This is a genomic window from Streptomyces sp. NPDC093065 (assembly GCF_044754585.1).
Lineage (GTDB): Bacteria > Actinomycetota > Actinomycetes > Streptomycetales > Streptomycetaceae > Streptomyces.
This window is the reverse complement of sequence record NZ_JBIVPJ010000008.1, coordinates 24,931-38,316: the sequence shown is the minus strand read 5'-3', so window position 1 is coordinate 38,316 and position 13,386 is coordinate 24,931. Positions and strand designations below refer to the sequence as shown.

14 protein-coding genes are annotated in these 13,386 nt (G+C 73.6%); 3 read left to right on the top strand and 11 right to left on the bottom strand.

Annotation, left to right across the window (positions count from 1 at the left end):
- Positions 1–5: 5 nt before the first annotated feature.
- The gene (locus tag ACIQFU_RS16100) at positions 6–1,268 is read left to right on the top strand and encodes a styrene monooxygenase/indole monooxygenase family protein (RefSeq protein WP_402551992.1); all 1,263 of its coding nucleotides are present in this window, start codon (positions 6–8) and stop codon (positions 1,266–1,268) included.
- Here the strand turns inward: ACIQFU_RS16100 and ACIQFU_RS16095 are convergent.
- From ACIQFU_RS16095 to ACIQFU_RS16080, 4 genes are all read right to left on the bottom strand, one after another.
- Complete coding sequence (locus ACIQFU_RS16095) at positions 1,232–2,389, bottom strand: NlpC/P60 family protein (RefSeq protein WP_402551990.1); 1,158 nt, start codon at positions 2,387–2,389, stop codon at positions 1,232–1,234. The genes ACIQFU_RS16100 and ACIQFU_RS16095 overlap by 37 nt on opposite strands.
- Before the next feature lie 103 nt (positions 2,390–2,492).
- A complete protein-coding gene (locus tag ACIQFU_RS16090; protein ID WP_402551988.1) occupies positions 2,493–2,816 on the bottom strand; it encodes a hypothetical protein in 324 nt (107 codons plus the stop codon).
- Between the two features lie 51 nt (positions 2,817–2,867).
- The gene (locus ACIQFU_RS16085) at positions 2,868–3,521 is read right to left on the bottom strand and encodes a TetR/AcrR family transcriptional regulator (RefSeq protein WP_402551987.1); all 654 of its coding nucleotides are present in this window, start codon (positions 3,519–3,521) and stop codon (positions 2,868–2,870) included.
- 117 nt (positions 3,522–3,638) lie between these two features.
- A complete protein-coding gene (locus tag ACIQFU_RS16080) occupies positions 3,639–4,577 on the bottom strand; it encodes a diiron oxygenase (protein WP_054099043.1) in 939 nt (312 codons plus the stop codon).
- A 236-nt stretch (positions 4,578–4,813) separates the two neighbouring features.
- Between ACIQFU_RS16080 and ACIQFU_RS16075 the strand changes: the two genes are divergently transcribed.
- Entirely contained in the window at positions 4,814–5,440 is a 627-nt protein-coding gene (locus ACIQFU_RS16075) for a Uma2 family endonuclease (RefSeq protein ID WP_402552325.1), read from the top strand.
- Here ACIQFU_RS16075 and ACIQFU_RS16070 read toward each other — a convergent pair.
- From ACIQFU_RS16070 to ACIQFU_RS16045, 6 genes are all read right to left on the bottom strand, one after another.
- On the bottom strand, positions 5,397–6,890 hold the full coding sequence (locus ACIQFU_RS16070) for a penicillin-binding transpeptidase domain-containing protein (RefSeq protein WP_402551985.1): 1,494 nt from the start codon (positions 6,888–6,890) through the stop codon (positions 5,397–5,399). The genes ACIQFU_RS16075 and ACIQFU_RS16070 overlap by 44 nt on opposite strands.
- 16 nt (positions 6,891–6,906) lie before the next feature.
- Positions 6,907–8,280, bottom strand: coding sequence for an FtsW/RodA/SpoVE family cell cycle protein (locus ACIQFU_RS16065; RefSeq protein WP_402551984.1), 1,374 nt, complete (start codon positions 8,278–8,280; stop codon positions 6,907–6,909).
- Between the two features lie 43 nt (positions 8,281–8,323).
- Positions 8,324–8,767, bottom strand: a complete 444-nt coding sequence (locus ACIQFU_RS16060) for an SH3 domain-containing protein (protein ID WP_402551982.1) — start codon at positions 8,765–8,767, stop codon at positions 8,324–8,326.
- A 107-nt stretch (positions 8,768–8,874) separates the two neighbouring features.
- Positions 8,875–10,119 (bottom strand): ATP-binding protein, encoded by a 1,245-nt coding sequence (locus ACIQFU_RS16055; RefSeq protein WP_402551981.1) that lies wholly within the window; start codon positions 10,117–10,119, stop codon positions 8,875–8,877.
- A complete protein-coding gene (locus ACIQFU_RS16050; protein WP_402551979.1) occupies positions 10,116–10,925 on the bottom strand; it encodes a hypothetical protein in 810 nt (269 codons plus the stop codon). Before ACIQFU_RS16050 ends, ACIQFU_RS16055 begins: the two co-directional genes overlap by 4 nt.
- A 132-nt stretch (positions 10,926–11,057) precedes the next feature.
- On the bottom strand, positions 11,058–11,564 hold the full coding sequence (locus ACIQFU_RS16045; protein ID WP_402551977.1) for a dual specificity protein phosphatase family protein: 507 nt from the start codon (positions 11,562–11,564) through the stop codon (positions 11,058–11,060).
- 106 nt (positions 11,565–11,670) lie between these two features.
- Here ACIQFU_RS16045 and ACIQFU_RS16040 point away from each other — a divergent pair, with 106 nt between their 5' ends.
- Positions 11,671–12,474 carry a nuclease-related domain-containing protein gene (locus tag ACIQFU_RS16040; protein WP_402552324.1) on the top strand — a complete coding sequence of 268 codons (804 nt, stop codon included), beginning with the start codon at positions 11,671–11,673 and terminating at the stop codon, positions 12,472–12,474.
- Between the two features lie 13 nt (positions 12,475–12,487).
- Here ACIQFU_RS16040 and ligD read toward each other — a convergent pair whose 3' ends face one another.
- Entirely contained in the window at positions 12,488–13,369 is an 882-nt protein-coding gene (gene ligD, locus ACIQFU_RS16035; protein ID WP_402551976.1) for a non-homologous end-joining DNA ligase, read from the bottom strand.
- Between the last annotated feature and the right edge of the window lie 17 nt (positions 13,370–13,386).

Below are 13,386 nucleotides of genomic sequence, written 5' to 3'. Positions count from 1 at the left end.
ACCGCATGCGGAAGATACTCGTCGTCGGAGCCGGCCAGTCCGGTCTCCAGCTCGCCCTCGGCCTGCAGTCGCACGGCTACGAGGTCACCCTGATGTCCAACCGGACCGCGGACGAGATCCGCACCGGCCGGGTCATGTCGACGCAGTGCATGTTCCACACGGCACTCCAGCACGAGCGCGATCTCCAGCTGAACTTCTGGGAGTCCCAGGCCCCGAAGATCGAGGGACTCGGCGTCTCGGTGGCGGCCCCCGGCTCCTTCGACCCCGGCCCCTCGCAGCGCGCGATCGACTGGCTCGGGCGCCTCGACGGCTTCGCGCAGTCGGTCGACCAGCGGGTGAAGATGGCCGGCTGGATGGAGACCTTCGCCCAGCGCGGCGGCCAGCTGGTCATCCACGGCGCCGCCGTCGGCGACCTGGACTACTTCTCCCGCGCCTACGACCTCGTCCTGGTCTCGGCGGGCAAGGGCGAGCTGGTCCAGATGTTCGGCCGGGACCCGCAGAGGTCTCCGTACAGAGAGCCGCAGCGCGCCCTCGCCGTCGCCTACGTGCACGGGATGGGCCCGCGCCCCGAGCACCCGGAGACGGAGGCCGTGCGCTGCAACCTGGTGCCCGGTGTCGGCGAGATGTTCATCATGCCGACGTTCACCACCTCGGGCCGCGCCGACATCCTGTTCTGGGAGGGCATACCCGGCGGCCCGCTCGACGCCTTCAAGGACGTCAAGGACCCGGCGGAGCACCTCTCCCTGACCCTGGAACTCATGGAGAAGTTCTTGCCCTGGGAGTACGCGCGGGCCACCAAGGTCGAACTGACCGACGCCGGCGGCACCCTGGCCGGCCGCTACGCCCCCACCGTCCGCAACCCGATCGGCCGCCTCCCCGGCGGCGGACTCGTCCTCGGCGTGGCCGACGTGGTCGTCGCCAACGACCCGATCACCGGCCAGGGCTCCAACTCCGCCTCCAAGTGCGCCGCCTCCTACCTCGCCTCGATCCTGGAGCAGGGCGAGAAGGAGTTCGACGAGGCCTGGATGCAGCAGACCTTCGACCGCTACTGGGAGACGGCCCAGCACGTCACCAAGTGGACCAACGCCATGCTGGCGCCGCCGCCGGAGCACGTCCTGAACCTGATCGGCGCCGCCGGTCAGCTCCAGCCGGTCGCCGACCGCTTCGCCAACGGCTTCAACGACCCCTCCGACTTCGAGAACTTCTTCTACGACCCGGCGAAGACCGAGGGCTACCTGGCCGAGGTCTCGGGCGCGGCAGGCGCGTAGGAGCCGGCGTACCCCGTGTCCGCCCCGTCCGTCGCCCCGGCCGGGAGCCTCGGTGGAGTGTAGCGCCGTACGGGCTCCCCGCCCGGGTCGGGACGTACGGCGCCCAGCACCGGGTTGGCGGCGATCGGCGACACCTTGACGTCGGCGCCGGGGCGCGGTGCCTGGACGACCATGCCGTCCCCGAGGTACATCGCCACGTGGGTGGCCTCGGGGAAGTACACGACCAGGTCGCCCGGGCGCAGCTCGTCCAGCGCCACGTGGTCGAGGCGGGCCCACTGCTCCTGGCTGGTCCGCGGGATGGGCGTCCCGGCCCGCTCCCAGGCCACGGAGGTCAGCCCCGAGCAGTCGTACGACGCCGGGCCCTCGGCGCCCCACTCGTACGGCTTGCCGAGCTGCTCCACCGCGAAGCGCACCGCCCGGTCGCCCTCGGCGGACGGCTTGGCGTCGTCACCGAGCGCGCCGGACGCCAGGAACCGCTCCTGCTCCTCGGCGATCCCACTGCTCTCCAGCTCCGTCAGCGCGGCCAGTTGCCCGGGGGTGAGGGACGCGAGCATCTTCTCCACGGCGGCCAGGCGTTCGCGTACGCCATCCCGTTCCTTCTCCTGGGCCTCGGCGAGGGCGGTCTGCCGGGCCAGGGCCTCGCGCGAGCGCCGGGCCAGTGTGCCGGCCTTCTTCTCGGCGCCGCTCAGCCGGCCCACGGTGTCGACCCGTTCCCGGGCCAGCCGGCCGATCACATGCCCCTGGTCGACGGCGTGCTGCGGGTCACGGGCCAGCAGCAGCCGCAGGTACGGGGACAGGCCGCTGCTGCTCTGGTACTGCTGCCGGGCCAGCCGTCCGGCCGCGCCACGGCTGTCGTGCAGGGACAGCCGGGCCCGCGCCAGCTCGGCGTCCAGCCGCCGCACCTCGGCGCGCTGCCTGAGCAGGCGTTCCTCGGTGCCGTTGTAGGACTCGGTGGCCTTCTCCGCCTCCCGGTACAGCCGCTGAAGGTCCGTCAGCAGCTCGGCCACCGTGCGGTCGCCGGCCGCGTCGGGTACGGGTTCGGCCGCGGCGGGCACGGGCGCGAGGACGATCCCGGCCGTGAGCGCCGCCGTACACACCAGCCGCGGAAGCCTTCCTGACACGCCATCACCTCCGGTGCGGGGCGGCGGGTCCGCTCCGCACGGCGAGCATGGGACGGGTCCGCGGGCTTCGCGCGCCGAGTGTGCGCGGATCGGCGCAACCGGGTCACCCGTCCGCGTCGTCCGGCTTGCCACCCGGCGTGGCGTCTGGATCGGCGGCCGCCGGGCGGTCCGGTTTCGACCAGGGCCACTTCCGGTCGGAGCCCCTGCGGCCCGAGGGGTCGTACGTGTACTTCCACCGGGCGAACCGCAGGCCGCCCCGGGCGTCCCGGGGCTCCCTGCGGTACACCAGCACGGTGGGCGGGCCGCCGTCCGGGTCCGGTACGGGGATGCGGTACGTCTTCGGCGGGTGGCCGGTCATCCCGACCAGGACGGGCAGCACGCGCCCGTCCATGGGACCGCCCTCGAAGGGGGTGTCTTCGCTCTTCACGGCACCAGTGTCGGTGATGGGCGCACCGGTGCCCGAGCCCGGCGCACGGTGTCAGAGGTCCGCCGCCAGCGCCTCGACCAGCGTCGCGGTCTGCGGGTCGCGGCGGGCGGTGACCGTCAGCACGGCGAGGAACTGCTCCACCAGCCAGTCCCGCAGCTCCTCGACGGGCGGCTGCTTGTCCTCGTCCAGCCAGATCAGCGAGGCCGCCTCCACCGCCGTGATCCACATCCGGACGGTCATCCGCAGCCGGGGGCCGGGTTCGGCGACGGCCAGGTGGCTCATGATGTGGTCGGCGGCGGCCCGGCGTACGCCGTCCACGATGCCCGAGGTCTGCGAGGTCTCGACCACGCTGCCGCCGCGCAGCAGGGCGCTGAAGCCGGTGTCGTGCTCGTCGACGAAGGCGAGGTAGCGGTCCAGGGCGCGGGAGAGCCGGGCCAGCAGCGGGCCCGTGCGGGGCTCGTCGAAGCACAGGCGCAGCTCGTCGGCGGCGGAGCCGAGCGCGGCCTCGTACAGCTGCTGCTTGCCGCCGGGGAAGTACCGGTAGACCAGTGGCCGCGACACCCCGGCCTGCTCGGCGACGTCGTCCAGGGAGACCTCCTCCGGGGGCCGGTGGGCGAAGAGGGCGAGCGCCGCGTCCAGCAGTTGGACGCGGCGCTCCTCGACGCTGAGGCGGCGGTAGGCGGGGGTGGAGGCCTGCGGATTCATGTCCGCAGGGTAACCGGGCGGTGGCGTGCGCGGACCGGCGCCGGCCGGGTGCCGCCGCGCCCGCCCGTGCCGCCCCGGCGGCACGACTGCCCCCAGCTGGATGCAGCTGGGGAAGGGTTACGCCAGCAGGCCGGACGACCGCCACAGCTTGCGGCCGGCGCCGCGCAGGACCCCGATGTCGTCCAGGAAGTCGGTCAGGCGCTTCGCGCCGGTCTGCATGATCTCCTTGCGGTGGCCGCTGGCCTGGACCTGGGCCAGGGCCTCCCGCTTGTCCAGCCCGACGTTCGTGTAGACCTCGGGGTTGATGAAGGCCTTGGAGAAGACACGGGCGAACTCGCCGGAGGTGACCCGGGTGAACTCCTGGGACCACTTCGGGGCCGTCACCATCTGCCGGCGCAGCTCCTCACGGGCGTACCGCACGTGCCGGGCCTCCTCCACGACGTGGATGCGCGTGACGCCCCGGATCAGCGGCTGGACCCGCTCGTCCGGGAAGGTCAGGCGCTGCATCCAGTCCAGGACCTCCTCGCCGAGCAGCGTGGCGGTGAAGGAGCCCGGTGTGGTGGAGATCGTCTTGAACAGGCGCCCCAGGTGCTGGTGGACCGGGCTCACCGGGTACCACGGGGTCTCGCCGCGCGATATCAGGCGGGCGAACATCTTCGAGTGCCGGCACTCGTCCTCGATCTCGGTCAGGGCGTAGCGCACGTGGGCGCTCGTCGCCGCCTTGTCGTAGACGTGCCGGACCAGGAGCTGCATGAGGATCAGCTCGAACCAGATGCCCAGCGAGGCGAGCGCGGCGGCCTCGTGCTGGGAGAGCGCGATGCGCTGCTCCTCGCTCATCCGCTGCCACATGGGGGTGTCGTACAGCGACACCAGCTCCGGCGGCCAGAACCACTTGCCGTCCTCGAACGGCGCGTCCCAGTCCAGCTCCTTGTCCGGGTCGAAGGAGTGCTTGGCGGACGAGTCGAGCAGCCGTTCGGCCACCTGCTCCCGGTCCTTGAGCAGGCCGAGCGCGTCGCGCAGGCCCTCGAGCGCGTCGGCTTCCGTCAGGGTCGTCATGGCTGTGTCCCACCTCGTCGAACGGTCGTGTTACCCGCGGTCACTCCAGCTTGCTCCGTCTTATGAGACTGCTTGTCAGTAAGCTCGTCAATCCCTTGCGCGGAACTTGTTGACCGCGAGTAAAGACGGCGCGGTCGTCAATCGTCCGGCGCGGTATCGCTGGCTGGAGTGCTCCGTCGGCGTTCGCCCTGGGTACGCTGGCCGTGTCCGTCAGACTCCGGCACATGGGAGCGATCATGAGCGCCGCACGTGACTACGGGCTGGACGACGACTACGAGTGGCCCCGTCCGCCGGAGGGCGGCTGGACGGCGGACGACCTCGACGAGCTTCCCAACCTGCCTCCGCACACGGAGCTGATCGACGGGAGCCTCGTCTTCGTGAGTCCGCAGACCCGCTTTCACATGCGCGCCATCCGGCTGCTTGAGTACGCGCTGCTCAGTCAGGCGCCGGACGCGTACGACGTCGACCGGGGGTTCAGTGTCAAGCTCGACCGGCGGAATCGGCCAGAACCGGACGTGCTGGTATATCGGGCGGATGCCGACACCGGACCGCGCCAGACATGGCACCACTCAGATTCCGTCGTCCTCGCCATCGAAGTGGTGTCCGAGGACTCCCAGGAACGGGACCGGGACGTGAAGCCGCGGAAGTATGCGTTGGCGGGCATCCCGTACTACTGGAGGGTCGAGGAAAACGAGGGGCTGCCAGTCGTTTACACCTACGAACTCGACCGAGCCACGGACACCTACGGCCTCACCGGCATCCACCACAGCCGACTGAAGCTCAATGTCCCGTTCGCCCTCACGATTGACCTCACCGTCATCAACCGCCGGCCGCCGGTAATGCCACCTTCGGGCCCGCTGTAGACAGCACCGCCCCCATCACCCCCCGCGCGATCGGCGCCGCCAGCCCGCCCCCGCTGATGCCCTCCCGGTCCGCCGCCGAGCCCTCGACCACCACCGCCACCGCGACCTTCGGCTCCACGTCGCCGTCGCCCCGCGCCCAGGAGATGAACCAGGCGTACGGCGTGCCCGAGTTGCCCACGCCGTGCTGGGCGGTGCCGGTCTTGCCGCCGACGACGGCACCCGGGATCGCGGCCTTCGCGCCGGTGCCCTTGTCCACCACGCCGGTCATCAGCTCCTTGAGCCGCGCCGCCGTAGAGGGGCGCATCACCTCCCGGGCGGGGCGCGACCCGGCCGCCGCCACCAGGCTGCCGCCCGCCCGCAGCGTCCGCTCCACCAGGTACGGCGCACGCACCTGGCCGCCGCCCGCCACCGCCGCCGCCACCATCGCCATCTGCAGCGGCGTCGCCCGGGTGTTGTACTGGCCGATCGACGACAGGCCGAGCTGGGCCCGGTCGACGGAGGTGTCGAAGGTGCTGCGTGCGACGGGGAAGGGGACCCGCAGCCCGTCGTCGTTGAAGCCGAAGGCCTCCGCCATCGCCGTCATGCCGCTCACGCCCACGTCGGCACCCAGCTTGGCGAACACCGTGTTGCAGGACCACTCGAACGCCTCCCGCAGCGAGGCGTTCCGGCAGCCGTCGGCCTCGTTGGTGAGCTTCGTCCGCGTCCCGGGCAGGGTGTACGGGTCGGGGGAGCGGGTCGGCGCGTCCAGGTCTCGGATCAGACCGGCGTCCAGCGCCGCCGCCGCGGTGACCACCTTGAAGGTCGAACCCGGCGGATAGGTCCGGCTCACCGCCCGGTTGAGCATCGGCTTGTCCGGGTCGGCGTTCAGCCGGTTCCAGGTGCGGGTGGCGGCCGCGCTGTTGCCCGACAGCAGCTGGGGATCGAAGGACGGGGTGGAGACCAGGGCCAGGATGCGGCCCGTGGCCGGCTCGACGGCGGCCACCGCCCCCTTGCGCCCCCCGAGTCCCTCGAACGCCGCCCGCTGCGCGGCCCCGTCGATCGTGGTCACCACGTCGCCGCCCGGGTTGTGGGCCCCCGTGACGTCGTTCCACAGCGGCAGCGGCGCGAGCATCGGGTCGGCGCCGGACAGCAGGCCGTCCTCCGCGTGCTCCAGGAACGTCGTCCCGTACGCCTGCGAGGCGAAGCCGGTGATCGGCGCGTACATCGGCCCGTTCGCGTAGGTCCGCTCGTAGCGCAGGTGCTCGCCGGTGTCCCGCGAGCCGGTGACCGCCTTGCCGCCGACCAGGATGTCGCCGCGCGGCTGCTGGTAGCGGGCGATGTCGGGGCGGCGGTTGGCCGGGTTGTCGTCGTACTGGGGGGCCTGGACGATCTGCACCCGGGCCGCGTTGACCACCAGGGCGACCAGCAGCAGGGCGCAGAAGACAGCCGCGTGCCGGATGTGCCGGGTCACCTCGGCCGCTCCCCGCTCACGGCTCCGCCCGCCCGCCGGCCTGGCTGCGGGCCGCGTGGCTCACCCGGATCAGCAGCGCCACGATCGCCCAGTTGGTGACGACCGAGGAGCCGCCCTGCGCCAGGAACGGCATCGCCATGCCGGTCAGCGGGATCAGCCCCGTCACCCCGCCCGCGATGACGAACACCTGGAGCGCCACGATCGAGGAGAGCCCGACCGCCAGCAGCCGCCCGAAGGGGTCGCGGGCACCGAGGCCGGCCCGGTAGCCGCGCTCCACCAGCAGCCCGTACAGCAGGAAGACGGCGGTCAGCCCGAGGAAGCCCAGCTCCTCCCCGGCCGTCGCCAGGATGAAGTCCGACTTGACGGCGAAGCCGATCAGGACCGAGTGGCCGAGGCCCAGGCCCGTGCCGGTCACCCCGCCCGCCGCGAACGCGAAGAGCGACTGGGCCAACTGGCCCGGCCCGTGGCCCGCCTCGATGGACGCGAAGGGGTGCAGCCAGTCCTCCACCCTGCTGTGCACGTGCGGCTCCAGCCAGCCCACGGCGACCGCGCCCAGCGAGGCCAGCAGCAGGCCGACGGCGATCCAGCCGGTGCGGCCGGTGGCGATGTAGAGGAGGACCACGAACAGGCCGAAGAAGAGAAGCGAGGTGCCGAGGTCCCGCTCCAGGACCAGGACGCCCACGCTGACCAGCCACACCGCCACGATCGGGCCGAGGACGCGGCCGGTGGGCAGCTGCAGCCGCCACACCCGGCGGCCCGCGTAGGCCAGCGCGCTGCGGTTGGCGGCCAGGTACGCGGCGAAGAACACCGCGAGCAGCACCTTCGCGAACTCCCCCGGCTGGATGGAGAAGTCCGCGAACCGGATCCAGATGCGGGCGCCGTTCACCGCGGGGAAGAAGATCGGCGCGGTGAGCAGCGCGAGCGCGGCGGCGACGCACACGTAGGCGTAGCGCTGCAGGACCCGGTGGTCGCGCAGGAGCAGGACGACCACGATGAACAGGGCGACCCCCAGCGTCGACCACACCAGCTGGGCCGGGGCAGCCCGGTCGCCCGGGGTCTCCAGGTCGAGCCGGTAGATCAGCACCAGGCCCAGGCCGTTGAGCAGCACGCCGATGGGCAGCAGCAGCGGGTCCGCGTACGGGGCGCGCAGCCGTACCGCCAGATGGGCGAGGAGGGCGAGCACGCCGAGCCCGGCGCCGTAACCGGCGGCGCCGGGCGGGAGGGCGTCGTGCTGCGCGAGGCCGACGTTGCAGTAGCCGAACACCGAGAGCAGGACGGCCATCAGGATCAGCGCGAGTTCGATGCCCCGGCGCCGGGGGAGTCGGGCGACGGGAGCGGGTGTGTCCGCCTGTGCCACGGTGAGTCCGGTTCCGGTTCCGGCCTTGGTCATGTCCGGAACTTACCCAAATGGTGTGGTCCGCGCGTCGTCCGGCTCAGCACCAGCGCGGCGCGGGGCCGATGTTGTCGATGTAACGGGCCGCACCCCAGGCCCAGGTGCCGTCCGTGAGGAGGTACCACAGGGGGTTGCCCTGCACGCTGGGGCCGGGCGTCTTGCAGTAGATGGAGACGACCTCGCCCCGGCGGGCGTACCGGATGACGTCCGCGCCGCGGCTCGGCGAGGTGCGCAGCGCGAGCCGGTCGGCCGTCACGACGCCCCGGTAGCGGCCCTGCTCCTGGCGGCCGTCGTTCCCGCCCCACTGGTCGCCTCCGTTTGCGCCGCCGGTGACGCCGGACGCGGGGGTCGTCCCGCCGCCCCCGCCGTCGCTCGCGACGGCGGGCGTGACGGCGACGGCGGTGGCGAGCGCCCCGGCCGCGAGGGCGGTGGCGAGGCCGCGGACCAGGGGGGAGCACGAGGCGGGTGCGGACAGTGGCGACATGGGAGTACCTCCCGGGAGCGAACGGGTCTTCAGGTGACTAACCGCCACATTAGGAGCGCCCCGTACGCACCGCCCGCCGCACTGAGCCATCGGGGAAGGTGCCGTGGTCAGGGCTGCTGAGGCAGCGTCAGCCGGGCCAGCGCACCGCCGTCCGGCGGGTTGGCGAACTCCAGCCGCGCCCCGAGCACCTCGGCCTGCCCCAGCGCGATGGTCAGCCCCAGCCCGTGCCCCTTGGTCCCGCCCTCGGTGCGAAAGCGCTGCGGCCCGTGCGCGAGCAGATACCCCGGATAACCGTCCCCGTGGTCCCGTACGGTGATCACCGCGCCGTCCACGGTCAGCACCACCGGCGCCCGCCCGTGCCGGTGCGCGTTCGCGACCAGATTGCCCAGCACCCGCTCCAGGCGCCGCCGGTCGGTCTCCACCCGAGCGTCCCGTACGACGTCCACCCGCGTGGCGGTGCCCGAGCCCCGCACCACCCGCCGGGCCAGCGCGCCCAGCTCCTCCGGCTCCGTCTCCATCCGCTCCCGTCCGCTCTCCAGCCGGGAGATCTCCAGCAGGTCCTCGGTGAGGGTGCGCAGCGCCGCCACCCGGTCCCGCACCAGCTCGGTGGGGCGGCCCGGCGGCAGCAGCTCGGCCGCCGCGTGCAGGCCGGTGAGCGGGGTGCGCAGCTCGTGCGCCACGTCCGCGGTGAAGCGCCGCTCGGCGAGGAGTTTGCCCTGGAGCGAGGACGCCATGGAGTCCAGCGCGGCGGCGACCGAGGCCACCTCGTCCTGCGGGCGCGTCGGATCCTGCGCGCGCGGGTCGCCGACCCGCGCGTCGAGGTCGCCGGCGCTGATCCGCCGCGCCACCCGCGCCGTCGTGTGCAGCCGCCGCGTCACCCGCGTCACCGCGAACGCGCCGACCAGCAGCGTCGCCCCGATCGCCAGGCCCGACGACCACACGATCGCGCCGTCCAGACCGTCGATGGTGGCCTGGCCCTGGGAGTGGTCGACCCGCACCGCAAGCACCCGGCCGCCCGCGGCGGGGCCGGCCGCCCACATCGTGGGGCGCCCCTCGTACTCGGCGACCGTCGTGCCGCGCACGCCCGACCCGGCCAGCTCGCGCAGCCGCGGCGGCAGCCCCGGCGGATCGATGCCGGCGCCGCGCCGCAGCGGGTCCCCCGCCTCGTACGACTCCGTCGCCTCCCGCAGCCGGGACAGGGCGACGTCCCGCGCCTGCCCGACGGTCTGGTCGGTCACCGAGACGTGCACCAGGACGCCGAGCAGCGCGGCGAGCGCGCAGCACATCACGGTGATGAAGACGGCCGCCTTCACGGCGAGCGGCCCGGCCCACCGGGGGAGGGCGAGCCTCACCGGGAGCTCGCCGGGGACGAGGCGGAGGAGGACGGCGAAGCGGACGGGGAGGTGGAGGGAGATGCGGGCGGGGACGTGGACGGGCGCTTCGTGTGTCGTCCGCCGTCGTCGGTGCGCAGCATCTCGTCGCTGGTCAGCAGCATGGCCCGCTGGTCGGCGTCCCAGTTCCACTGCAGGCGGTACTCGTAGCCGGCCACCTCCGAGGGCGAACGGACGATCACCGTCCGCCCGGCCAGCTCGACCGCGCTCACGGCGTCCTCGTAGGACATGACCCGCACCAGCCGGTCCTTCTCGACGGTGTAGACGCGCACGGCGGTCAGCTTCTCCGGCAGCAGCCGGAAGCCCAGCGTCATCTCGGGGCGCCCGTCGCCGGTCAGGTCGCGGTAGTACGGCCGCAGCACCGGACAGCCGGCGGCCTCGTCCCCGGCCCCGCCCGTGCCGCAGTCCGCCATCCGCACGGACGTCTCGTGGTACGGCGCCTTCGCGCCCGCGTAGTCGTCCGGGTGCGCGGTGATCTCCGCCCGCACCGCGGCCACCGGGTCCGCCCTGCGGATGTCACCGCCGGGCACGTCGACGCCCCCGACCACCGCGTGCTCCACCTCTCCGATGTCGTACGCGGGTCTGGAGGCGGGTGTCAGGCCGGGCCAGAGCCGGGCCGGGCTGCGCGCGGCGGGCGTGGCCCCGGCACCGCGCAGCCCGCCGGTGTCCCCGCACCCTGTCAGCGCACCGGCCGCGGCCGCGGTCGCCAGGAGCAGCGCGAGGGCGGCGGGAACGCGGGCGGGGCGCCCGCGGCGGCTCGGGAGCACTGCACTCCTGGGGTCTGTGAACGGTGATCGGCGTCGGCGGTCCCGCACGGCGGGCGGAGGCGCCACGGGACCGGCGGCGCCGTACGCGTCCCCGTACGGAAGGCCATTTTGCGTGTGCGCGGGCCCGCCGGGCTACTCGGCCAGGTCCTCCAGCAGCCGCACGGTGGCCAGACCGGTCCGGAGATACGCCACGAACAGGTCGTTGTGCAGCGCCCACGGCGAGCGCCGGGCCCGGATCAGCCGGACCGCCTCCTCGGCGCTGCTGCCCCGGCGCATCAGCGTGTGGGCGACCACGAGACCGGAGCGGTTGTACCCGTGGTAGCAGCGGACGAGGACCTTCCGGCCGCCGTCCAGCGCCTCGCCCGCCGCCTGGGCCAGCCGGATCACCCCGGCGAGCTGGGTGCCGTCCAGAGGACCGTCGGGGATGGGCCACACATGGTGCTGGACACCGTCGTCCGGGCCGTGTCCGGGCAGCCGCAGCAGCGTCTGCACGAGGTCGAACTCGTCCCGCACCACGGCGAACTCCAGCCGGCCGGCCGCCCGCCGGAACTCGTGCCCGCCCATCCAGAGCCCCGGCACGATCTCGTCCCACGGCCGGTCCGGGGCCGGTACGTCCGGACCTCTCCCACGGGTACGCACAGGCACCTCCCCAGTCCCGCCCAGGGTCTGCCCAACTCCACCCGAAGGCAACCGGGTTCTTGCCCCGCCTGCACCCCGCCTGGTCCTATGGAGGGGGGTGATGGGCGTGGAGGGACTGCGCGTCATACCGACCTGGCGGCATGGCCGGGAACGGCTCTACGTCTGCCTCCCGGACGGCGGGAACGTCGCCTGGTACGACCGCGAGGCGGCCCGCGTCAACCTGCTGGGCGACGACCGCAGGGACGAGGTCCTCGAAGCCCTGGCCCCCTTCCTCGCCGGACCGGTGGCCGTCGGCCCGCCCCCGGTCCCCACCCCGGCCGAACTGGCCCGGCTCACCCTCCACCCGGACGACGACCTCGCCCCCAACCGTCCCGGCGAGGCCCTGCTGGTCGCACTGGAACGCGAACCCGGACCCGCGCACCGGCTGCGCCGCGACCCGCGCCGCCGGGCGCTCGCCGCCGAGCAGGCGACGGGCGCGGCCCTGGACCGCCTCGACGCCGCCGGCTGGCACACCCTGCACTCCCTGCCGCTGCCCGGCGGCGACCGCGTCCACCACCTGCTGATCGGACCCGGCGGTCTCTTCGCCCTCCGGGTGCTGCCCGCCCGCGGGCAGCGGGTGCGCGTCGCCGACCCGCTGGTGGCACTGGGCCGGCGCACCCCGCGTCCCCTGCTGCGCCGGGTCCGCGCGGACGCCGACCGGGTCTCGTACGCCCTGACGGCCCAGGTGTGCCCCGTCCTCGTCCTCGTCGAGCCGGCGCACGTGAGCGTCACCGCCCCGCCGCGCTTCGTGCGCGTCCTCACGGACGCGGAGCTGCCCGGCCTGGCCCGGACGGGCGGGATGCTGAAACCGGCGGACGCGGAGGCCCTGCACGCCATGGCCCGGGACCGCGCCACCTGGGCCCGTCTGTGACCGGCGGCGGGCGTCAGGGCAGTTCCGCAGCCCGCCGCCGGTCGAACAGCGGCGCCAGCAGATCGCCGTAGTCCTCCACCCGGGGCCCGACGTCCCCCACCCGGAAGACGAACTGCTCCGCCCGCCCGCACCCTGCGACCTCGTCCCACGTCACCGGGGTGGACACCGCCGGCACGTCGCGGGCCCGCACGGTGTAGGGGGCGGCGGTGGTCTTGCGGGCGGCGTTCTGGCTCCAGTCCACGAACACCTTGCCCGGCCGCAGGCTGCGCGTCATCCGGTGCACCACCAGCTTCGGCAGCGCCTGCTCCGCCTCTCTCGCCAGCGCCTTCGCGTACTCCGACACCCGCTCCGAGGACGACCCCCGCACCCCCGCCAGCAGGTGCAGCCCCTTGGCTCCCGAGGTCTTGGCGTACGCCTCGACGCCGTCCGCCGCCAGCCGCTCCCGCAGCCACAGCGCGACCTCGCAGCACTGCACCACGGTCGCGGGCGCCCCGGGGTCCAGGTCGAACACCAGCCGGTCGGCCTCGCCGGGATCGTCCGCGGTCCACTGGTGGGTGTGGAACTCGGTCACCAGGTTCGCCGCCCACATCAGGCTCGCCAGGTCCTGCACCAGCACCATCCGGGCCGGACCCTCCGAGCGGGGCACCTCGGCCGTGGTGACCCAGTCGGGCGTACCCGGCGGCACGTTCTTGGTGAAGAACAGCTGGCCGTCCGGTCCGTCCGGGTACCGCAGGAAGGAGACCGGACGGTCCCGCAGGTGCGGCAGCAGCACCCGGGCGGTCGTCGCGTAGTAGTGCAGCAGCTCGCCCTTGGTGAGGCCGGCCGCGGGATACAGCACCTTGTCCAGGTTGCTGAGGGCCACCCGCCGCCCCTCCACTTCCGTCATCGGCGCCATACCATGAGAATCTCATA

Coding starts and splice junctions, on each gene's coding strand:
- ACIQFU_RS16100 (WP_402551992.1), top strand. CDS start 6: ATGCGGAAGATACTCGTCGTCGGAGCCGGCCAGTCCGGTCTCCAGCTC.
- ACIQFU_RS16085 (WP_402551987.1), bottom strand. CDS start 3,521: ATGAATCCGCAGGCCTCCACCCCCGCCTACCGCCGCCTCAGCGTCGAG.
- ACIQFU_RS16080 (WP_054099043.1), bottom strand. CDS start 4,577: ATGACGACCCTGACGGAAGCCGACGCGCTCGAGGGCCTGCGCGACGCG.
- ACIQFU_RS16075 (WP_402552325.1), top strand. CDS start 4,814: ATGAGCGCCGCACGTGACTACGGGCTGGACGACGACTACGAGTGGCCC.
- ACIQFU_RS16065 (WP_402551984.1), bottom strand. CDS start 8,280: ATGACCAAGGCCGGAACCGGAACCGGACTCACCGTGGCACAGGCGGAC.
- ACIQFU_RS16060 (WP_402551982.1), bottom strand. CDS start 8,767: ATGTCGCCACTGTCCGCACCCGCCTCGTGCTCCCCCCTGGTCCGCGGC.
- ligD (WP_402551976.1), bottom strand. CDS start 13,369: ATGGCGCCGATGACGGAAGTGGAGGGGCGGCGGGTGGCCCTCAGCAAC.